A 20,985-nucleotide genomic window follows, 5' to 3' on the forward strand; every position below is an offset into this window, starting at 1 on the left:
ATCCATTTGGCCTTCTTGGCACTATTACTCAGAAGATCGTGAACAGGTTCTAAGAGCGGCTGACAAAACGTAGCGAGCAGCCGTCAGGTGGGTGTGGACGGCGCGGAGGAACCGGAATGTACGTGGGTATATGCCGATTCCGAGCACCGGCCGCGCCCGCCTGGCGGCTGCGCAGTCATTTTGATAGCTGCTCTACGTAACGCAACCTCACCCGAGGGTAGCGAGCAAGGGTGCACTCGCACCGGGCCAGAAGGCAGTGTCAATGCGAGCTGGCTACGCGTGACTGGCGCGCGGAACCTCCACGAGCAGGTGCGGCGCGGAGGCGCAAAACGCCGAGCCCGGCACGAACCCGGGCTCCGCGCTGTCACCGCACGAGCGATCAACTGCAGGCGGAGCGGCTCAGTCCAGCGTCTTCACTGCGGACAACATTCCCAGCATTTCATCGTATTTGCCATTGGCCTGCGCATACCGCAGATACTTGGCACGTTCCACGATGATTTCGTTCGGCGTGGTGTCTGCGTGCAACAGCGCCAGCGCTTCGTCCAGGAACTCGTCCAGCGGCATGGCGTGTTCGTCGTTGCCTTGGCCGAACAGCTTGGTGCGCACGCCAGGCGGCGCCAATTCGATCACCTGCACCGGGGTCTCGGCCAATTGCACGCGCAAGCTTTCGGTGAACGAATGCACCGCGGCCTTGGTGGCGCTGTAGGTCATCGCAATCGGGAAGGGGACGAAGGCCAACGCCGAGCTGACGTTGATGAGGACGCTGTCCGTGTTCCTGACCAGCTGCGGCAGGAACGCATAACTCATGCGGATCGGACCGAGCAGGTTGATGGCCACTGCGTCTTCGGCCGCCTTCAACGATGCAGGCGTGAGCACGTTGTCGGCCGGCATGATGCCGGCGTTGTTGATGACGACATTCAACGCGGGGTAACGCTCGGCCACCAGCTGGCTGGCCTTGACGATGGCCTCTGCGTCGGCCACGTCGAGCTCGATTGCCTCCAGCCCAGGATGTTCGGCCGTGATCTGGTCCAGCAGCGCCTTCTGGCGGCCCGACACGATGACGGTGTTGCCCGCTTGCTGGAGCCGCAGTGCCAGGCCCAGGCCGATCCCGGAGGTGGCGCCAGTGATGAGAATCGTATTGCCGGTGGTCTTCACGGATATCTCCTGATACGGATGGGGTAGAATCGAAACGGACAGTCATCCGCTTACCGCCAGACAGTGGCGGACAACTGTCCGTTTGTCAACGCATATTTGAACAAGGAGCGACGTGGAGAAGCCGAAGCGGTCCGATGCAGTGCAGAACCGGGAGCGCATCCTGTCCGTGGCGCTGGCCGAACTGGTGCGCGCAGCCGATGTTCCTTTGAGTGCAATTGCCAAGAAGGCCGGCGTGGGGCAGGGCACGTTCTATCGCCACTTCCCGACCCGCGAGGCGCTGGTCATCGAGGTCTACCGGCACGAGATGTTGCAGGTTACCGGGGCGGCCGCGCAGTTGCTCAAGACACTGCCGCCGGACCGGGCACTGCGCGAGTGGATGAATCGCCTGGCCGAATACGCCATCACCAAGGCGGGCCTGGCCGGCGCGCTGCGCGAGTTTGCGAACGTGAAAGAGCGTGCCGGCAACGAAGGCTACGCACCGGTGATTGCCGCGGCGCAAATGCTGCTCGATGCCAATGAGGCCGCCGGCACGATCCGGCCGGGCGTCACCGCCGACAAGTTCTTCCTGGCGACTGCGGGCATCTGGCAAATCGATGTGACCGAAGACTGGCAGCCAAGGCTGAACTGGCTGATGGACACGGTCATGGACGGCTTGTGCGCAGGCGCGCCAGCACGGGCTGCAGCCAAAGCACGCTGATCTTGCAGCGTGCTTGCAGTACGCACGCCGCGCGAGCTCGGCTAGCTCTTCAGCTTGCCCTGCTTGAGCTTTTCCCACATGTCTTCGGCTTGCCGCGATAACGGCCCGGTGTGCCGGATCAGGCAGATGTCCATGGCGATATCCCAGTCCGCCTGTAGCGGCGCAGCGTGCACCAGCCGCCCCTGATCGAGGTCGTCGGTCACCAGCGTGCGCGGCAGCCAGGCGATGCCGCCTCCTGCACGGCACATGGCCAGCAGGGTTGCGGCAAGGTCAGAGGTGAGCGCGGGCGTCAGGCGCGCTTCGAGCGCGTTGAATGCCGGATGCCCCGCAAGAATGCGTCCCAGGCCGGAGTCTGCGCTGTAAGACAGCAGTGGCAGCGCATCGCTTGAATCAAGCGGCCAACGTGGGCGTGCGTCATCGCTGCCCATGGGCGCACTGAAGGGTTGCAGCACATCGCTTCCGATCACCACCTGCTCGAACTGGCCAGGGTCCAGCCCCAGCTGCAGACGCGGGTGACCATGGCACAGCATGAACTGCGCTGCGCCCTGCAGCATCAGTTTTTCGCAAGCGCGCAACGTATCGGAGATCAGCTGGAACGCGCCGATGCCGGTGTTCGATTCGATGCGCCGGACAAAGGACGGAAAGAACGTGAACGACAGGACGTGCGTTGCAAGGAAGGCCAGCGCCGGCGTGTGCCGCCCGGCCACCTCCAATGCTTCCTGCCGGGCCGCATACAGCGCTGCGGTGAGCCCGGAGGCCTTGCGGATGAATGCCTCGCCAGCCGGCGTCAACACCACTTCCTTGCGTGAGCGAAGAAACAGCGGCGTGCCCAACCATTCTTCAAGGGCGTGAATGCGCCGGCTGAAGGCGGGCTGCGTGACGAAGCGGCGCTTGGCGGCGCGCGAAAAATTCAGCGTGTCAGCCAACGCCACGCAGTCTTCGAGCCAGGTCAATTCCATGATGCCGATTGTGCATCAAGCGCCCAAAAAAGGCATTGGCCGCACCCGGCAACGCGCTCTTACTCTCTGACGCAGGCTTGCAGCACGTCACTCAGCACGTGCTGCGGCAAACGAGATTCTTGATGCGTGGCATGTCGACGGGAGCGGGCGATCATGCAGAAACAAACGGGTCTTACAGGGTTGCTGCGGCAACTCTATGTACAGGTGTTGATCGCCATCGTGATTGGCGGGCTGTTGGGCTATTTCTGGCCGCATGTGGGCGTTGTGCTGCAGCCGGTCGCAGAAGGCTTCATCAAGCTGATCAAGATGCTGCTGGCGCCGATCATCTTCGGCACCGTTGTGGTTGGGATCGCCAAGATGGGCAGCGTCAGGGAGGTCGGCAAGACCGGCCTCAAGGCGCTGATCTACTTCGAGGTAGTCTCCACATTGGCGCTTGCGATCGGCCTGGTGGTGGTGAACCTCATCAAGCCGGGCGAGGGCATGAATATCGATGCCGGCACCATCGATAGCAGCGCCGTCGGGCAGTATGTGGCGCGTGCAAAAGATGATGCAGGGATGGTGGAGTTCATACTGAACATCATCCCCACCACGCTGGTGGATGCCTTTGCCAAAGGCAACATGCTGCAGGTGATACTGGTGTCGGTGCTGTTTGCCATCGGCCTGCTGCAGCTAGGCGAGCGGGGCAAGCCCTTGGTCGATCTCATCGATAACGGGCTGCAGGCGCTGTTCCGGATGATCAACATGGTGATGCGTCTGGCGCCGTTGGGCGCCGGTGCGGGCATTGCCTTCACGATTGGCAAGTACGGCCTGGCAACCTTGTGGTCGCTCGGGCACCTGATGCTTGCCGTATATGTGACCTCGGCGCTGTTCGTCTTTATCGTGTTGGGTGCCATCGCACGCTGGGCGGGTTTTCCGCTGCTGCAGCTGCTGCGCTTCATCAAGGACGAAATCCTCGTCACCTTCGGCACCTGCTCCACCGAAGCGGTGTTGCCGCGCATGATGATGAAGCTTGAACTTGCCGGGGTGCGTAAATCCACCGTCGGCCTGGTGCTGCCTACCGGCTACACCTTCAATGCCGACGGCACCTGCATCTACCTGACCATGGCGGCGATCTTTGTCGCGCAGGCCACCAATACACCGCTACCGGTCTATCAGCAGATTGCATTGCTCGGGGTGTTGTTGCTCACCTCCAAAGGCTCTGCGGGTGTTGCCGGCGCAGGCTTTGTTGCACTGGCGGCAACGCTGTCCACCATCGATACCGTGCCGGTTGCCGGGCTGGTGCTGTTGCTCGGTGTGGACCGTTTCATGAACGAGGCGAGGGCGGTGGTCAACCTCATCGGCAACAGCGTCGCCACGCTGGCGATTGCGAAGTGGGACGGCGCACTCGACCTCGCGCAGACCCAGGACATCATCCGCCGACAAAAGAACGGCGAGCCGCTGCCCACCGCAGCGCCGTCCACAGATGCATCACTGACTTGAATCCACAACAAGGAGCCTCTCCCATGCGCATCATCGATGTTGTCGAAGTGACCAAGCCGATCGCCTCGCCGATCCGTAACGCCTATATCGACTTTTCCAAGATGACCGCGAGTCTGGTCGCGGTGGTCACCGACCAGGTCCGCGACGGTCGCCGGGTTGTCGGGTACGGCTTCAATTCCAACGGACGTTACGGGCAGGGCGGATTGATCCGCGAGCGCTTCCGCGACCGCATCCTCGAGGCGGACGGTGCCTCGCTGTGCAACGACGCGGGCGACAACCTGGACCCTTCCAAGATCTGGAAGGCGATGATGTCCAACGAAAAGCCCGGCGGTCACGGTGAACGCTCGGTGGCGGTGGGTACGCTGGACATGGCCATCTGGGATGCCACCGCCAAGATCGCCGGCATGCCGCTGTTTCGGTACCTTGCGCAGATGAAGGGCAGGGAGGCCAACCCGCGCGTCTTCGTCTATGCCGCCGGTGGCTACTACTACCCGGGCAAGGACAACAGCGCCTTGCGCAAGGAAATGCGCGGCTATCTGGATCGCGGCTACAACGTGGTCAAGATGAAGATCGGTGGCGCGTCCATCGACGAGGATCGCGCCCGCATCGAGTCCGTGCTGGAAGAAATCGGCAGCCAGGCACGCCTGGCCGTCGATGCCAATGGCCGCTTCGATCTGGAGACCGGGATTGCCTACGCCAAGATGCTGCGGGATTACCCTTTATTCTGGTACGAAGAAGTCGGCGACCCGCTCGACTATGCGCTGCAGGCTGCATTGAGCGAGTTTTATCCCGGCCCGATGGCTACCGGTGAAAACCTGTTCTCGCACCAGGACGCACGCAACTTGCTGCGCTATGGCGGCATGCGCCCGGATCGCGATTACCTGCAATTCGATTGCGCGCTCTCGTACGGGCTGGTCGAATATCTGCGCACGCTCGATGTGCTGCATCAGTTCGGCTGGTCGCCGTCTCGCTGCATTCCGCATGGTGGCCATCAGATGTCGCTCAACATCGCGGCAGGTCTGGGACTGGGCGGCAATGAAAGCTATCCGGATCTGTTTCAGCCCTATGGCGGCTTCCCGGATGGCGTACAGGTGCAGGATGGCCACATCGTGATGCCGGAACTGCCGGGCATTGGGTTCGAGGGCAAGTCGGATCTGATCAAGGTGATGCGCGAGCTTGCCGAGTAACGCTGCCGCGTGATGCGCCTGTGCTCGGTGAGTCGCCAGCAGGTCATATGCAGGGCTGACCCAGCGAGTTCAGCATAGAGGCTCCGGTACAGTTGCCGGAGCGCGTGGCAGCGTCACGCCGTGCAGCACGATGTGCAGCAGGCCCCGCCTGACGCTGCGGCGCGGGCGATGCGTTAGACCCACGTAGCAGAAACGCCGGGCGCTTGGCGCTGCATCACGGCGGTTTAAAGCGCAGCCAACGCCTCCACCGCGGCGCGTACGCTCTTCCTGTTCGTGCGCACTACCGAGCGGTGAATGGTGGCGCCCTCGATAAACGCATCGAGTGCAGCCGACGCCGCCTTGGAGAAATGCTGCTCCAGCGCGGTTCGGCTCCTGGCCATCCACTGCTCCATGATCGCGGTCATCTCCGGATGCCTGCGGGCAAACGCGTAGAGCTCATAACTCAGCAACAGCACCCGCGCAGACGCGGTGCCATCGCCGAAGATGATGTTCACCACCGCATCGCACGCTTGCTCGCGTGTTGTTGCAGCGCTCACTTCCGCAGCGAAGCCATCGGACACCTCGAGCGAGAAGCGGGTGAACGCAGCAATCAGCAACTCCTGCATCGATGCGAAGTAATACGACGTCGCGGCAAGCGGCACACCGGCTTCTTCGGCAACCTTGCGAAACGTGGTGCCGGCAACGCCGTGCTCCAGTACCACGCGCAACGCGGCCTGCTCGATGCTCTGTTTTCGGTTGGGGTCTTGACGCCAGGTTCTGCCGCTCATGCACGCGTGGGTTCGATGGAAGCACGTCATGGTAATCCAGCGTTTGACATCGAAATGGTACGGATGTACAAATTTGCAACCCGCCGTCCTGGTGCCGTGCTGGCACCGGCGAGGGCAGGCACCGTACGAGCCAGGAGCAAGCGCATGCGCGATGACAACGAGAGGAACGTGGACCATGGCCGCCGCGCGACGCTGGGCGGCATCGCTGCCGGCAGCGTAGTCCTGGCGACCGGCGCCAATGCGCAGGCCCGCGGGGTCTGGGAGACCGGCACCTGGCTCAACCCGCCCAAGGTGCACCGCGTCCTGCCCGGTGACGTGCTCGACGTGGTCACCGACAAGGGCACCGACTTCTGGCGCGAAACCCATTATGGTTTCACGCGCGATAGCGGCCATTTTCTCGGGATCAAGGCGCCATCGCGCTTCACCTGCCAGCTCAGGATCCGCGGCAAGTTCGAGCAGCTCTACGACCAGGCCGGCATCATGGTGCGGGTCAACGAACGGCAATGGGTGAAGGCCGGAATCGAGCTCAGCGACGGCCGCGCCATGCTGAGCAGCGTACTGACCGATGGCACCTCCGACTGGGCCACCGGGCCGTACGAAGCGGACGCGTCCGATTTCTGGATGCGCGCAACAGTCGACAAGGGCGTGCTCCGCTTGCAGGTCTCGCGCGACGGCACGTACTGGCCGCTAGTCAGGCTCTGCCCGTTCCCGGTCGCCGACTCCTACCTCGTGGGCCCGATGACCTGCACCCCGGAACGCGAAGGGCTGCGTGTCCAGTTTTCCGATTGGACGCTTGGCCCCGTGCTGGGGAAGGATCTGCACGACCTGTCTTGATACAGGTGGCTCCCTAGCAAGCGCCTTGGTCTGAGCCGTCATTTCGGAGCAGACGACGCTCTGCCGGTTCCTATCTCTTACATACCATACGGCTGCGCGACGGCAGCACGCAGTCACGGAGCTGATTAGGAGCAGGGCAACCGAGAGTGAAGTCGGTCCTAGCGCATGAACCGCAGGGGCTGGGCCGGAACGTAGCCCGCCCAACAGCAGTTGCTCGCAGCGCACCTCCCAACGCATCGGCGCTCACCTAAGGAAGCGCGTCCCTCGAAGCGGCAACAAGCGAACGCTTGGTTATCAGCCAACCTCGGCTATCATTGCCGCGGATCTGATGTGAGTACGGCTATGGAAGTGCGACTCACGCGCGAGCAGGTGCTCGCGCTTGCGCCTGATGCATCGTCTAGCAAAGCAGCTGGTGGCTTGGCCACGGACGCAAAATGGGGTCTGCTTGGCGTCGACGCCGATGCCCTGTGGGGCGAATGCCAAGGAAGTGGCTCCAAGCCCTACCAGACGCAGGTGGACCTGTCCGCGCTGGTCAGTCGCTGCTCCTGCCCAAGCCGCAAATTTCCCTGCAAACATGGCCTTGCGCTGCTGATGCTCTACGCCGCAGGCAACCCGCGCTGCATAGCAGGTGTGCGCCCGGCCTGGGTGGAGGAATGGATGCAGGGGCGCCGTGATCGTGCTGTCCGCAAGGAAGTCGCGGCGAGCGCGGCACCGCCCGATCCGCAAGTGCAGGCAGCGACAGCCGCCAAACGCGAGCACGCACGTTGGTCGCGCATGGAAGCCGGCGCGGCAGAACTGCAACGTTGGATCGCGGACACCTTCCGCCAGGGGCTTGCCAACCTTGGCGAAGGCTTTGAGCAGGACGCGCGACGCATGATGTCACGCATGGTGGATGCACAAGCACCCGGCTTGGCCAACCGGTTGGAACACGCGCTGGGCGAGGGCGGGCGCGATCTTAGCCAGCTGGCCGAATTGGGCGAGCGTCTTGGGCTGTTGCAATTGCTCACGCAGGCGGTTCCCCGCATGGAAACATTCAATCCAGCGCGTCGGGCAGACCTGCGCGCTGCGCTGGGTTGGCCCATCGAGCGCGACGTGGTGCTACGCGAAGGCGAGGCCGTGCGCGATCAGTGGCATGTGCAGGGCCAACAGATCATTGAGCAGCCGGGCAATTTGGTGGAGCGCCGCGTCTGGCTGCACGGTGTGCAGAGCGCCCGTGCCGCGCTACTGCAGGACTATAGCCACGGCGGGCGCGGTTGGGATCAGCAGTGGCGCAACGGCCATGTCTATGCGGGGACGCTGCATTTCCACATGGGGACGGTGCCCTTACGCGCAGTGATGGCTGAGGTGGATGCGGGAAGCGCTGCGGGCACCTTGCTACCTCGCGAAGATTCGCTCGATGCAGCTGCGCTCGCACTCGCAGCGAATCCCTGGCTGCCGCTCGTACCCATGCGCTTGGCGCAGGCACATGTGGCGCATGATGGCCACGCCGCTTGGGTACAACACGCAGAAGGCACACTGCCATTGCAGCTTTCATTGATGCAGGGGTGGGCGCTGCTGGCGTTTGCCGGTGGCCACCCGTTGTGCGTGGTAGGTGAATGGGATGGCCAGACGCTGCTGCCGCTGACCGCCTGGAATGGGCAGGGAGAATGCTGGGAAAGGGGAGCAGCATGAGTCCGACATGGTTAAAGCCTGCATTACTGGGCATCGACTGCCCACAGGTCGTTCCTGCCGAAGGCGCGCTCGGCGACGTCCTCGCCGCAGTCGCCAAGCACGAGGATGCAGCACTGGCTTATAGCGTGCAGGTGGGCGTAGTGGCTGCCTCCAGACGTGCGGCCCTGCGCATGGCCGCACCGGTGGCTCTGCCGCCACCCGCGGAAAATGATCCTCAGGCACTTCCGGCAGATCACGCCTGGGCACCCCTGTTGAAGCGGCTATTTAGCGGCACCCAACCACCGCCCTGGATGAGGCGCACACGTTACGAAGCCTGCCTGCAACTGGGAGCACACAACCAGTATCTGCCAGTGGCAGTATTGCCATTGGCGCTGAACGCCGGGGCACGTGTGAACCCGCTGCGCGCCTTTCTGCGCCCGATGCTGGGCATCCGTGGCCGCTGGTTGGCTGCCTGCAATCCGGATTGGAACTACGCGGTAGAAGCAGGGGATCATGGACAGGCTGCACCTGCGAATCTAGAACAGGTGTGGGACGAAGGCACATTCGACGCACGGCTGCACGCGTTTCGACAGCTACGAACCCATAACGCCGCGGCCGCAAATGCGCGCTTGCAGTGTGCGCTCAAGGACTTCTCTGCGCGTGAGCGGGTCGAGGTCATTGCCGCATTGCAGCCGCAGCTGAGCGATGCCGATGGCCCGTTGTTGCAAACACTGCTGAAGGATCGCAGCCGTGAGGTACGCATGCTGGTGGGGCCGATGCTTGCCGCACTGCCGTTCACCGTGCACGCGCAATATATAAATGCGCAGATGCGCACGCTGCTGCAGCAGCAACCCGCCGGCCTGCTGCGCCGCATGGCCTGGAAACTGGATGCCCCAGCGGTAGCTGATGCCAGCTGGGCCGACGCCGCCATCGACAGCAAGCGTCCCGGCAGCGACATGCTGGGCGAGCGCGCCTGGTGGCTTTACCAGATTGCGCGTCAACTCCCACTGGGCTGGTGGTGCCAGACCTTGGAGAAAACACCGACGCAGGTGCTGGCCTGGGCACGCAGCACGGACTGGTACGACGCGCTGCTGCGTGCATGGCTGGAACGTGTGGACGCCAGCGAACCCGAATGGGTACAAGCAATGATTGATGTGGAACAGCGACAGCTGCGCCTGGGTGAGTTGCTGGCCATGCTTCCACCCGCGCAGCGCGAGCAGCACTGGCCCGCCAGCATCGCAGAGCTGCAACAAACGTCCCTGCTTGCTGAAGTGCTCGGTAGTACCAGCCCTGGCCAGACCCTGAGCGCCGCATACTCACAGCGGCTGGCTGCGGATTTGGGTGCGCGGTTCGGTGATGAGTCGTTGCGCTACGACTACGTTCAACGTGATCTGGTGCTGGAATTGCTGGCCGTCCTTCATCCCTCCGCACTACCGCATGTGCAGATTGCCGACGCGGCGCCAAATGCCACGGAGGCCATGCTCGACTGCGTACAGCAGGCGCACGATGTTGTGACGCTGCGCCAGGCGCTGCATTCCACTTTCTGATCATTCCGCCCTTTGACTGGAGCCCGTATGAGTAACGCTGTCCTGCGTCAGCATGCCGAACATCAATATGCCGAGGAACTGGAAGAACTACGCCGCCAGGACACCCGGCAGCGCCCAGCCAATTGGATCCTCTCGCCGTGGGCGGTGGTGACCTATCTGCTGGGAGGCACCCTTGAAAACGGATTCGTAGTCAGCCCCAAGTACATTGGCGATCGGCGCCTGATGGAGGTGGCTGTCGCCACCATCGCCACCGACCGCGCATTGCTGCTATTCGGGGTGCCGGGTACGGCGAAGTCGTGGGTCTCCGAGCACATGACCGCAGCGATCAGTGGTGATTCCACACTGCTGGTGCAAGGCACAGCCGGCACCAGCGAAGAGCAGATCCGCTACGGTTGGAACTACGCACAATTGCTCGCCAATGGCCCGAGCGAGAAAGCATTGGTGCCCAGCCCGCTGATGAATGCCATGCGCCTGGGCAAGATTGCGCGCATCGAAGAACTCACGCGCATTCCGGCGGATGTGCAAGATGCGCTCATCACCGTGCTCTCCGAAAAGACACTGCCGATTCCTGAGCTGGGCAGCGAAGTGCAGGCCGTGCGTGGCTTCAGCGTGATTGCCACGGCCAACAACCGCGACAAGGGCGTCAACGAACTGTCCAGTGCACTCAAACGCCGATTCAATACCGTGATTCTGCCGGTGCCATCCAGCGAGGAAGACGAAGTCGCCATCGTGCTCAAGCGTGTCGCCGAGATGGGCGTGGCGCTGGATCTTCCTGCTGAACCGCCGGCGCTGCAGGAAGTCGCGCGTGTAGTGCGTATTTTCCGCGAGCTGCGCAATGGTGTGACCGAAGACGGCAAGGCGAAGTTGAAAAGCCCCACAGCGACGCTTTCCACCGCAGAGGCCATTTCGGTGATCAACAATGGCATGGCTTTGGCGGGACATTTCGGCGACGGTGTGCTGCGTCCTGGCGACATGGCAGCCGGAATGATCGGCGCCATTGTCAAAGACCCGGTACAGGATGCGCTGGTGTGGAAGGAGTATCTGGAGACCGTGGTAAAGGAGCGCGACGACTGGAAAGACCTGTATCGCGCGTTCCGCGAACAAGCCTGAGCAGGCTGCACCCATGACGGAAAACATCTCCCTGTTCGGCATTCGCCACCACGGCCCCGGCTGTGCGCGCAGCCTGTTGGCTGCCCTTGAGACACTCCAGCCAGACTGTGTGTTGATCGAGGGGCCGGCGGGCACGGAGGCGCTGTTATCGCACGTGCTGGAAGAGGGCATGCAGCCGCCGGTCGCATTGCTGTCCTACAGTGTGGACGATCCACAGCTGGCAGTCTTCCATCCGTATGCGATGTACTCGCCGGAATGGCAGGCCATGCGCTGGGCGCTGCGTCATGGCGCCACTCTGCGCTTTATGGATGTGCCCCCTGCATTAACGCTGGAACGGCAATCACAGGCCCGCGCGAGCCGTCAGACGCCGGCGAGGGAAGAGCACGTTCAGTTGCAGCACCAAGTGGATGTTGAACCTGCCGCCGAAGAAGCCAGCGACGTACGTCCGGCCGATCCACTGGATTGGCTTGCGCGAGCGGCCGGCCACGCCGATGGCGAGTCCTGGTGGAATCACATGGTGGAGGAACGGGGAGACGGACAAGATCTGTTCGCTGCTATCGCCGAGGCAATGACGGCCGTGCGCGAGCACACACCGGACTATCCCGGAGTACGTGGTGAGCACGAAGCCATGCGTGAAGCGCATATGCGTAGCGTGGTACGCAGCGCAGGCAATGAATTCGCCCGCGTCGCCGTGGTGTGCGGTGCGTGGCATGTGCCGGCGCTTCAGCCGGGGGCGTTGCGCGCCAATAGTGCCGCCGCAGACAACCGCCTGCTCAAAGGCATGCCCAGGCGCAAGACCCAGAGCACCTGGGTGCCATGGACCTACCGTCATCTCAGTGTCGAAAGCGGCTACGGTGCCGGCGTGGAGGCACCTGGCTGGTACGACCATCTGTGGCGCAACGCCGGTGCTCGCAATCAGCGCACCGTGGGTTGGTACGCGCGCGTGGGGCGAATGCTGCGCGAACACGGGTTGGATTGCTCCTCGGCCCACCTCATCGAGGCCACACGCCTGGCCGACACTCTGGCGGCATTTCGTGGCCATCCCGCGCCCGGCCTGGAAGACATTGCCGAAGCCAGCCGCGCAGTGATTTGCAATGGTGATGACGCGCCCATGCGGCTTATCCGCGAGCACCTCATGGTGGGCGACGCACTGGGCCAAGTGCCCGCCAGCGTGCCCGTCGTGCCACTGCAGCGCGACCTGGAGGCACATCAGAAACGCCTGCGTCTGAAACCTGAGGCACTGGAAAAGACGCTTGATCTGGACCTGCGCAAAGAAAACGACCTGGCACGTAGCCACCTGCTGCATCGCCTGCGCTTGATTGGCATTGAATGGGGAAGGCTGGCGCGTACCGGACATTCGGCACGTGGCACCTTCCACGAAATCTGGCAGTTGGCGTGGCAGCCGCACTTTCAGGTGGATCTGGTGGAAGCCAGCCGCCACGGACAAACCCTGCTGGACGCTGCGTCTAGCATGGCTTTGGTGCAGGCGCGCAGTACCAAGGCGCTGGCAGATCTTTCCGCATTAGTGGATCAGGTATTGCTTGCGGATCTGCCGCAGGCAGTGCATGCGCTTACCGCTGAACTGGAAGCCCGCGCAGCAACAGATGCGGACCCGCTGGCACTACTCGGCGCGCTGCCACCATTGGCCAACATTCTCCGCTACGGAAATGTTCGCCAGACCGAGGGCGTGCATGTAGTGCACTTGTTCGACAGCATGCTGGAACGCGCGGCGATCGGCCTGACACTCGCGCTCGTCAGCCTGGACGAAGCCCGCGCCGAACATGCCCGCACCGTGGTGCTGGATGCTGACCGCGCCATCGGCCTACGTAGTGACACAAGCTGCAGCGGCACATGGCAGCACGCATTGCAACGTATTGCGCTGTCGCCAGCGTGTAGCGCACTACTGCGTGGGGTTGCATTGCGATTGTTGTTTGACACCACTGCCGTGCAGACCGACACAGTGCACACACAGTTGCAACAGCAGCTCTCGCAAGGCGCCGAGCCGCTGCAAGCCGCACAGTGGCTGGATGGCTTTCTCAACCGCAATGCCACCGTGTTGCTGCACGACGATGCGGTTTGGCAGATGATCGACGCCTGGGTGATCGGACTGGACGAGGTGCAGCTGGTTCGGGTGCTGCCATTGGTACGGCGTACCTTTGCGGCCTTCGAGAACGCCGACCGGCGTGCTCTGGGCGTGCGGGTCAAGCAGGCCCCGGCAGAGGACACGGTTGTGGTTGCGGCACCGGACTGGAACGTGGCCCGCGCCGAACGCGCGTTGCCGATGCTGCGTGAACTATTGGGGTTGCCCGCATGACCGAAAACACCGATGCACTGGATGCTCCTATCTCGCGCGAACAGCGCTGGCGTCTGATCCTGGGGCAGGAAGCCGATCGCAGCTGCGGCGCGCTGCCCAAGCAGTTGCAAGGCATCGACCAGGCCCTTGCCGCGCTGTACGAACCGGATGGCATTGGCGGCCTGGGCCGCCGCGGCGGACGCGGGGCTTCATCTCCGAATGTGGCTCGCTGGCTGGGGGACATCCGGCAATACTTCCCGTCGTCGGTGGTGCAGGTGATGCAGCGTGACGCACTGCAGCGGCTGGACCTCACCCAAATGCTGCTGGAAAAGGAAATGCTGGAGCAGGTGCAGCCAGACGTGCATATGGTCGCCAGCCTGATCGGGCTAAGCCGTGTGATCCCTGCACAGACCAAGGACACCGCGCGTATGGTCGTCCGCCAGGTGGTGGACAACTTGCTGCGCCAACTCGAAGAGCCCATGCGCTCTGCCGTGACCGGTGCGCTGGATCGCGCCCGCCGCAATCGCCGCCCGCGCCTGGCCGAAATCGACTGGCACCGCACCATTCGCAGCAACTTGCGCCATTGGCAGCCGGAATTGCGCACCGTGGTGCCGCAGGAACTGGTGGGCTATGGCCGCAAGGCAAAAAAGCCGCAGCGGGAAGTTTTGCTATGTATCGACCAGAGCGGTTCGATGGCGGCCTCGGTGGTGTATTCGAGCATCTTCGGCGCAGTGATGGCTTCGTTGCCGGCAGTGGCCACACGACTGGTGGTATTCGACACCGAAGTCGTGGACATGAGCGAACAGTTGGACGACCCGGTGGACCTGTTGTTCGGGGTGCAACTGGGGGGAGGCACTGATATTCACCGCGCGGTGAGCTACTGCCAGAGCATCATTCGTGAACCCCACAACGCCATTCTGGTATTGATCTCCGATCTTTATGAGGGAGGTGTCGAAAACAACCTGCTGGCCCGCGCACGCGAGTTGCTGGAAGCCGGCGTACAGTTCATCGTGCTGCTGGCGCTCAGCGACGAAGGCACGCCGTCTTACGATCGCGCACTTGCCGGGAAGCTGGCGGCATTAGGCGTGCCGTCGTTTGCCTGCACGCCGGACGCGTTTCCCGGTTTGATGGCGGCCGCCATCCGCCGTGACGATATCAATCTATGGGCCGGCGGGCAGGGTCTGCTGACAACACGATAAAGTGTGCACATGGTGTGGCAAGCACAGTGCAGTAGCGAGGAAGCTGCGGCGACGCCTGTGCTGATGTTCCAGCGGTGCTCATAGCCCGCCAGCGCGATGGCCTGTGAGTCAGGCGCGAAGCGGTTACTGACGAATGCTTTGAGTGCAGGCGTGCTCGCCACCCGCATGGCGGCCCGTGGGAGTGCGAGGCCGCAGCGCGTGTGTAGCCAGAGCAGCCGCAGCACCAGCTTGGGAATGTTCTGCATTCGTCGACGCGTGGGGCATCACGCGCTCGTATTGCGCCATGTGGCCGCTGGCGCGTTCATCGCATCCAGAATGCGCTGGAGCTCCCAGCCCTGTGTGGCAAATTGCTGATGAATAAAAACGCGTACTGGTCCACGCTCGAGGGGTTTTCGTCCGCGGGCTTTCTGGATGCAGAGATACACGCCCGGCTTTCTATCGCGGCTGCTTCAGCCCGCTTGTCGGAAATCTGCAGCAACTTCTGCAACGCGCGCATGGGTAGGCAACGCACCGGCAAATCGTTCAAGAGATAATGCGCTGCTGGCAGCACCGTCGAGACAGGCGCGCCGGACACGATGGCCTTCGACGAAGACAAAGACGGTGCTGGCACGCATGCAATTGATCGACCACAAACAAGCCGCGCATACGCAGGCGATGGCCACTGCCGCACGCTTGACGCCTTGGCTGGATGCACGGCGCAAGCGAACAGAACAGCAAGCCACTGCAACCAGCGCAGCACTGCGGCGGGCGCTCCTTGGAGTTTCCTCATGCATGCAAGGACGCGCCGATACGGTTCCAGCAGCGTTCGCTTGCCGGCGCGTGTGGCAATGGTGTTCTCTCGCGCTCTGTCTGATCGCCGTCTCCACGATCGCAGCGCATGCAACAACGCTCCCGGTCCAGACCTTGGACGTTCCGACGATTGCACCACCGGTGGACCAGCCATTCGCCGGCACGATTTCGCTCGATGTCGAGCAGGTCGATATCGCACATCAGCTGTTCGTCATCCGCGAGCGCATTCCGGTCCAGCAAGCCGGTGCCATGACGCTGCTCTATCCGCGGTGGGAGAGTGCAAGCCATGGCCCCAGTCTCTCGGTCACCGATCTCGCCGGGCTCACCATACAGGCCGATGGTCGGGCGCTGGTCTGGCGCCGTAACACGCTCGATCCGCATGCCTTTCACCTGGACGTGCCGCCGGGAACGCATATGATTGAGGTGCAGTTCCAGATTGTGGGTACCGACGACGTGTTGTCTCCTGACCTGTTGGTGGTGCCGTGGCAGCGGCTGATCCTGTATCCGGCCGGCTGGTACGCGCGCAACCTGACGTTCGCCCCGAGCATGACGTTGCCGCCCAACCTGCGCGTGATCAGTTCGCTGGCTGTGCGCGATACCTCTGAAGACACCATCTGGTTTGCACCGGTCTCGCTCGACACCTTGCTCGACACGCCTGTGTATGCCGCACGCCACGCGCGGCAGCTGCCGTTGTCGGCACCAGGGCAACCGCCTATCTCACTCAATCTGATCGCTCGCCGGCCCGAAGACCTGACCATTGCACCCGAGCGCGTCGCCGCGTTGCGCCGCATGCTGGAGCAGGCCAGAACCGTGTTCGGCGCGGCGCCGTTTCAGCAGTACACCTTCCACGCGCGGATGGAGGACGATGGCTCGGCAGGAGGCACGGAGCATCGCGCGTCCAGCGAGATTTCGCTGCCGTCGGCCTATTTTTCCGACTGGGACAATCAGCTCAATAATCGCGACATCTTCGCGCATGAATTCGTGCATGCGTGGAACGGGCTGTATCGCACGCCCGCAGATCTCTGGGCACCTACGCCGAATGCCCCGCAAGGCGGCAGCCTGCTGTGGATATGAAGGGCAGACCGAGTTCTGGGGGCGGGTGCTTGCTGCGCGATCGGGGCTACGCACACGAGAACAGACACTGGACAGGCTGGCGATCGATGCAGCAGAAATCGCCAACCGGCCAGGACGCACATGGAGGCCGCTATCGGACGATGTGAACTACCCGGCCTTCATGCTGCGCAGGGCAGTTCCGTGGCGCGACTGGCAGCGCCGCAAGGACTATTACCTGGAGGGGGTCATGCTCTGGCTCGATATCGACGCGCGGTTACGTCAGCACAGCGGCGGGCACCGCGGTATCGATGAGTTCGCAAGGCTGTTTTTTGCCGGCGCAACGCCCAACGCACCGGCACGTACGTATGTGTTCAACGATGTGGTCAACGCGTTGAACACGGTGGCGCCCGACGACTGGGCAGGGTTTTTGCGGCGCTGGCTGGATGGCCATGACGAACTCGATGCCACCGCCGGTCTCGCGCGGCAGGGATGGCGGCTGGCCTATGCCGAGACTGCGACAGAGACGTATCGCCAAAACGAGCAGGAGCTCGGCGTGACCGATCTGACGTACTCAATCGGGTTATCGGTATCTGCGAACGGGAAGGTGCGCGCAATCGCCTGGAATGGGCCCGCCTACCGGGCCGGAATCGGGCCACAGACAACGCTCGTGTCCATCGGCGAGGCACCATTTACACCGCAACGACTGCTCGACGCCGTGCGCCATGCAGCCCAGGTGCCGGTCAGCCTGACCTTCGAGCAGGATGGCCGGCGCGTGATGCATACCCTGGATTACCGCGGAACCTTGCGCTATCCGCGGCTGGAAAGGATCACAGGGCAGCCGGATCACCTGACGTCATTGCTCGCTCCGCGCTAAGGGAAACGGCGCTACCACATGAACTTCATTTCGCAGCCAATGTAGTTGCTGTCGCGGCCACCGGCGGCATGCACGGTCTCGCCGGCCTGGTAGTGGACCGCTTCGATGGCGGTCTGCAGGTGCGTGCTCAGCTTCCAATCACCACGCAACTGCAGGTAACGGCCCGTCCAGTGCGTGCCGGTGCCTGCTGTGCCGGCGAGTGGAATGTCCGGCTGCACGTATACCGCATCGGCGATGCTCTGGCGCCATTGCAAACCCAGTGCCGCGGTGAGGCTGAGCTGGGCGGTTGGCTTGATGGTGAGCATCGGTTTGATCACCAGCAGGTTGGTGTAGCCGGTGTAGCCGGCCAGGGTGATGTACGAGCCATTCGGGAACAGCGGGTTGAAGGTTTCAAGCTGGCCGTCGTCGGGACGCCGGTCGCCAGAGGCGGTATCGAGTTGCAGCCCAAAGCGCGGCGTCAGTGTGATGTCTTGTAGCGTGTAACCGGCCTTGATGCCCAGCGCCCAGGCACGCGCACGGCTGCGGCCCACCTTGCCGCGTTGGCCCATTGCCTCCAGGTCCCAGTCCAGTGCGTGCTGCACGCCTGCGAAGCGCACATCGAGGATATCGCGTCGCTCATCGCCAACGGCATCGAGAAAGCTGGCGTCATCCTGCTGGTAGCGCGCGTAATACAGCGACAGTTCGTCGGTGCCCAGGACGTGGCGCTCCACACGCACGGTGTCCAGGCGCAGATGCCGGTTGGAGACATCGTCGAAACTGCGCGCATCGGCGTATTGCACAGGCTGGCTGACAAAGGCAATCCAGCGCCACGGGCCGGTCTCGTAGTTCATCCATACCGCATCGAAGGACTGGCGCACATTGGGGCCATCACGCAGTGACACAAAACGCTGCAGGTCGAATGCAAACTCCTGCCGTCCCACGCGTACCTTCATGTCACCCGCGCCCAGTGGCGTGGTGTAAGCGACGAAAGCCATGCGCAGATCGGCGCGGTTGGCGTCGGCCGGGCCGATGCGGCGTTTGTCCACGGCGCGTACGTCTTCCAGCTGGGTAAACACCTGCCAATGCGCACCAATGCGCAGGTCTGCATGCACTTGCAGGCGATGCAACAGATAGCTGTCACTCTCGCGGCCGATGCCCAGCGCAGGCGTGTGGTTGCTTTCGAAGCGCTCGCGCAGGTTGATGCCGAACGATGCATACGCAGCGTCACCAAACGGCACATATTTCAGCCGATCGAACGGATGGTTACGCAGCGCGGGATCGGCAAGTGGCGACCAGTTCTCCTGCCAGCGGTTCGACTTGATGGCCGGGCGCGCCGGCGGTGCGGCAGTCGCATCAATGGATGACTGTGCCCACGCATCGATGCAGGGGCACAGCAGTAACAGCAACGTCAGGCGGAACGACATATGCGATCAGGAGTGCGCATCGGCATGCAGCTCGGCGACATAGCCACCGGGAAATTCCACCATCGCCGAATGCCGGCCCGACCCCGCCACGGCAGGCACCAGCACCTTGGCACCAGAGGCGGTGGCGCGCGCAAGCGTTGCTTCCAGATCGTCCACTGCGTAGCCGGTGAGCTCGTGCCCGTACGGATAGGGCAGGTGGCCGTCGGTCACCAGCACCTGCAGTGCGCCGAAGCCGGAGCTGATTGCGATGCTGCGGTAGGTGTCGCCTGGCCGGCCAATCAGTGCTGCATCCGCGTGGCGGTCATCGCGCAGCACCTTGCCATGCGAGAACTGCAGCCACGCCTTCACGAACGCATCGGCGCGATCAGGTGAGACATACACGCGGTTCTCCGGGATGGTGGCCAGCGGCGCGTAATGCGGCGCGGTGTCGTGCCAGTACAGTTGCATGGCAACGCCACCCGGCCAGGCGATCACTGCATCCATGCCAATGGGATCCTTGAACGGCGCCACCAGCACTTCCGCACCGGCCGCCCGCGCGGCGCTGACTGCTTGCTGTATGTCGGTGACCAGGTAGCCGGTGCGTTCGTTGCCGAACGGGTGCGGCACCGGCGTACGAAACCCGAACAACGACACCGTGCCTGCCGGCGTCTGTACCAATTGCGAGCTGGTGCTGCTGGGGGTTGGCGTCACAGTCGCGATCACCTGACGCGTGCTTTTCCCGCCGAAGGTGGCGGTGAAGCTACGCACGAATGCGTCCACATCGTTAGGTGCAACGTAGACGTGCGTGGTGTCGTACTGCGGGCCAACCGACACCGGCGCGGCGGCACCAGCAAGCACCGGAGTGAGCGCGCTCAGTAGCAGCGCGGCGGACAGGCTAAGGGTGAGAATCGGACGCATGGGAATTCCTTTGGGGTGAGGACGCTGCGGCTTGCCGGGGGTGTGCAATCGAAGCGGTTGCAGCGAGTGGTGACATTGAAAACGCGTTCTTGCGCTGTCTGCGGGTCGGCACGCTGTTCATCGCAGGAGCGCTTGTGCCGGATGGGCTTGAACGGGGGGGCAGTAGCCTTCTGGCGTGCTGCGTGGATCTGCAACAACTCGGCGGGTTAACCGATGCGCTTGCGCGGTTTTTAGAACTGCGGCGGCCGTAGCCAACCGCAGGCGGCACGGTGTGGATCAGATCGAACTGCACCGGCCACTCTTATGTGTCGTGCTCGTTGTCACGCCTGGGCGGCGGCAATGGCGGCGCAGAAGGCACATCCGCCGGTGCACGTTCGCCCTTGGGCAGGTGGCCGAACATATGCGGCTTGACCTGATGGCCGATCCACGAGGTTTCGCTGTGGCTGCGCGTCGTCAGCTGACGCACAAGTGGGGGCAACTGCTCGCCGACCAGGATGCCGAGCAACCCGATCAACGCAATGACCGGCGGTGCTGGCGAGCGCACGTTGAGCAGGCTATAGATCACACCGACCAGCAGGCCGGCGCCAAGTGAAAGCAGATAAGGCTTCATCACGCATCTCCCTGCTTGAGCGCCTGCTGCACACTGGCCGTGACATCTGCACCAACCAACCGTTGCTGGCAATCGCTACCGCATCCGCGCGCGACACGCGCTGCATACCTCTGTGCCGCAGGGCTTGTACTACCGAAGAACAACGCGCCTACCTTGCCGAAGGGCGGGGGCGGGGTGCGGCCAAAGAGCGCGTGGCTCTGGCGCGAAAAATCGGACAACGTCATCGACGTGATCTCTCTGGATGGGGGACCACCAGGGCATGACATCTCACGACACCTGTGGTGTCGTCCATGCTGGGCGCTGCACGACGAATCCAGAACACCGCGTCGGGGCAGTGCCCAATGCCCCTATCGGGGGATGCAGGTGGTTCTCCAGTGCACCGCGCAGTGCTACTGATCACCTTGTCCTAGGCAGGCGTCGACGGGGTCGGGCTAGCCTGTTCCTACGGCAGTGCCAGCTAGCCGAACCGTTCGATCAACAGC

General features: G+C 63.1%; 16 protein-coding genes, 1 other RNA gene and 1 pseudogene. 10 read left to right on the forward strand and 8 right to left on the reverse strand.

Annotated features, from left to right (window positions below; translation table 11 throughout):
- Positions 1-57: 57 nt before the first annotated feature.
- Both QRM60_RS20350 and QRM60_RS20355 read right to left on the reverse strand, forming a co-directional pair.
- A non-coding RNA gene (locus QRM60_RS20350) (sX9 sRNA) lies at positions 58-132 on the reverse strand.
- A gap of 267 nt (positions 133-399) precedes the next feature.
- A complete protein-coding gene (locus tag QRM60_RS20355; protein WP_285446922.1) occupies positions 400-1,155 on the reverse strand; it encodes an SDR family NAD(P)-dependent oxidoreductase in 756 nt (251 codons plus the stop codon).
- Positions 1,156-1,267: 112 nt separating this feature from the next.
- Between QRM60_RS20355 and QRM60_RS20360 the strand changes: the two genes are divergently transcribed.
- Positions 1,268-1,852, forward strand: coding sequence for a TetR/AcrR family transcriptional regulator (locus tag QRM60_RS20360; RefSeq protein WP_285446923.1), 585 nt, complete (start codon positions 1,268-1,270; stop codon positions 1,850-1,852).
- 41 nt (positions 1,853-1,893) lie between these two features.
- Here the strand turns inward: QRM60_RS20360 and QRM60_RS20365 are convergent, their stop codons facing one another.
- Complete coding sequence (locus QRM60_RS20365) at positions 1,894-2,811, reverse strand: LysR family transcriptional regulator (protein WP_115555918.1); 918 nt, start codon at positions 2,809-2,811, stop codon at positions 1,894-1,896.
- Positions 2,812-2,964: 153 nt separating this feature from the next.
- Here QRM60_RS20365 and dctA point away from each other — a divergent pair, with 153 nt between their 5' ends.
- The gene (gene dctA / locus QRM60_RS20370) at positions 2,965-4,290 is read left to right on the forward strand and encodes a C4-dicarboxylate transporter DctA (RefSeq protein WP_285446924.1); all 1,326 of its coding nucleotides are present in this window, start codon (positions 2,965-2,967) and stop codon (positions 4,288-4,290) included.
- Positions 4,291-4,313: 23 nt separating this feature from the next.
- A complete protein-coding gene (locus tag QRM60_RS20375; RefSeq protein WP_042596074.1) occupies positions 4,314-5,477 on the forward strand; it encodes a mandelate racemase/muconate lactonizing enzyme family protein in 1,164 nt (387 codons plus the stop codon).
- A gap of 224 nt (positions 5,478-5,701) precedes the next feature.
- On the opposite strand, the gene QRM60_RS20380 is transcribed toward QRM60_RS20375, so the two are convergent.
- Positions 5,702-6,421 carry a TetR family transcriptional regulator gene (locus QRM60_RS20380; RefSeq protein WP_285446925.1) on the reverse strand — a complete coding sequence of 240 codons (720 nt, stop codon included), beginning with the start codon at positions 6,419-6,421 and terminating at the stop codon, positions 5,702-5,704.
- Between QRM60_RS20380 and QRM60_RS20385 the strand changes: the two genes are divergently transcribed.
- From QRM60_RS20385 to QRM60_RS20410, 6 genes are all read left to right on the forward strand, one after another.
- A complete protein-coding gene (locus QRM60_RS20385) occupies positions 6,389-7,078 on the forward strand; it encodes a DUF1349 domain-containing protein (protein ID WP_285446926.1) in 690 nt (229 codons plus the stop codon). The genes QRM60_RS20380 and QRM60_RS20385 overlap by 33 nt on opposite strands.
- Before the next feature lie 210 nt (positions 7,079-7,288).
- Entirely contained in the window at positions 7,289-8,749 is a 1,461-nt protein-coding gene (locus tag QRM60_RS20390; RefSeq protein WP_285446927.1) for an SWIM zinc finger family protein, read from the forward strand.
- Positions 8,674-10,275, forward strand: coding sequence for a DUF5691 domain-containing protein (locus QRM60_RS20395; protein WP_285446928.1), 1,602 nt, complete (start codon positions 8,674-8,676; stop codon positions 10,273-10,275). Before QRM60_RS20390 ends, QRM60_RS20395 begins: the two co-directional genes overlap by 76 nt.
- Positions 10,276-10,302: 27 nt before the next feature.
- Positions 10,303-11,385, forward strand: a complete 1,083-nt coding sequence (locus QRM60_RS20400; RefSeq protein WP_103701537.1) for an AAA family ATPase — start codon at positions 10,303-10,305, stop codon at positions 11,383-11,385.
- Between the two features lie 13 nt (positions 11,386-11,398).
- The gene (locus tag QRM60_RS20405; protein WP_285446929.1) at positions 11,399-13,699 is read left to right on the forward strand and encodes a DUF5682 family protein; all 2,301 of its coding nucleotides are present in this window, start codon (positions 11,399-11,401) and stop codon (positions 13,697-13,699) included.
- On the forward strand, positions 13,696-14,877 hold the full coding sequence (locus tag QRM60_RS20410) for a VWA domain-containing protein (RefSeq protein WP_114998609.1): 1,182 nt from the start codon (positions 13,696-13,698) through the stop codon (positions 14,875-14,877). The genes QRM60_RS20405 and QRM60_RS20410 overlap by 4 nt, the downstream gene beginning before the upstream one ends.
- 449 nt (positions 14,878-15,326) lie before the next feature.
- Here the strand turns inward: QRM60_RS20410 and QRM60_RS20415 are convergent, their stop codons facing one another.
- Positions 15,327-15,491 (reverse strand): hypothetical protein, encoded by a 165-nt coding sequence (locus tag QRM60_RS20415; RefSeq protein ID WP_285446930.1) that lies wholly within the window; start codon positions 15,489-15,491, stop codon positions 15,327-15,329.
- Positions 15,492-15,648: 157 nt separating this feature from the next.
- On the opposite strand from QRM60_RS20415, the pseudogene QRM60_RS20420 reads away from it, so the two are divergent.
- Positions 15,649-17,593 (forward strand): annotated as a pseudogene (locus QRM60_RS20420) (M61 family peptidase).
- A gap of 11 nt (positions 17,594-17,604) precedes the next feature.
- On the opposite strand, the gene QRM60_RS20425 reads toward QRM60_RS20420, so the two are convergent.
- From QRM60_RS20425 to QRM60_RS20435, 3 genes are all read right to left on the reverse strand, one after another.
- A complete protein-coding gene (locus QRM60_RS20425; RefSeq protein ID WP_285446931.1) occupies positions 17,605-18,996 on the reverse strand; it encodes an alginate export family protein in 1,392 nt (463 codons plus the stop codon).
- Positions 18,997-19,002: 6 nt separating this feature from the next.
- Positions 19,003-19,893, reverse strand: a complete 891-nt coding sequence (locus QRM60_RS20430) for a glyoxalase (protein WP_285446932.1) — start codon at positions 19,891-19,893, stop codon at positions 19,003-19,005.
- Positions 19,894-20,194: 301 nt separating this feature from the next.
- Positions 20,195-20,503 carry a XapX domain-containing protein gene (locus QRM60_RS20435; protein WP_285446933.1) on the reverse strand — a complete coding sequence of 103 codons (309 nt, stop codon included), beginning with the start codon at positions 20,501-20,503 and terminating at the stop codon, positions 20,195-20,197.
- Positions 20,504-20,985 lie beyond the last annotated feature (482 nt).

The organism is Xanthomonas sp. fls2-241-TYG-148 (assembly GCF_030208815.1).
GTDB classification, from domain to species: Bacteria; Pseudomonadota; Gammaproteobacteria; order Xanthomonadales; family Xanthomonadaceae; genus Xanthomonas; species Xanthomonas campestris.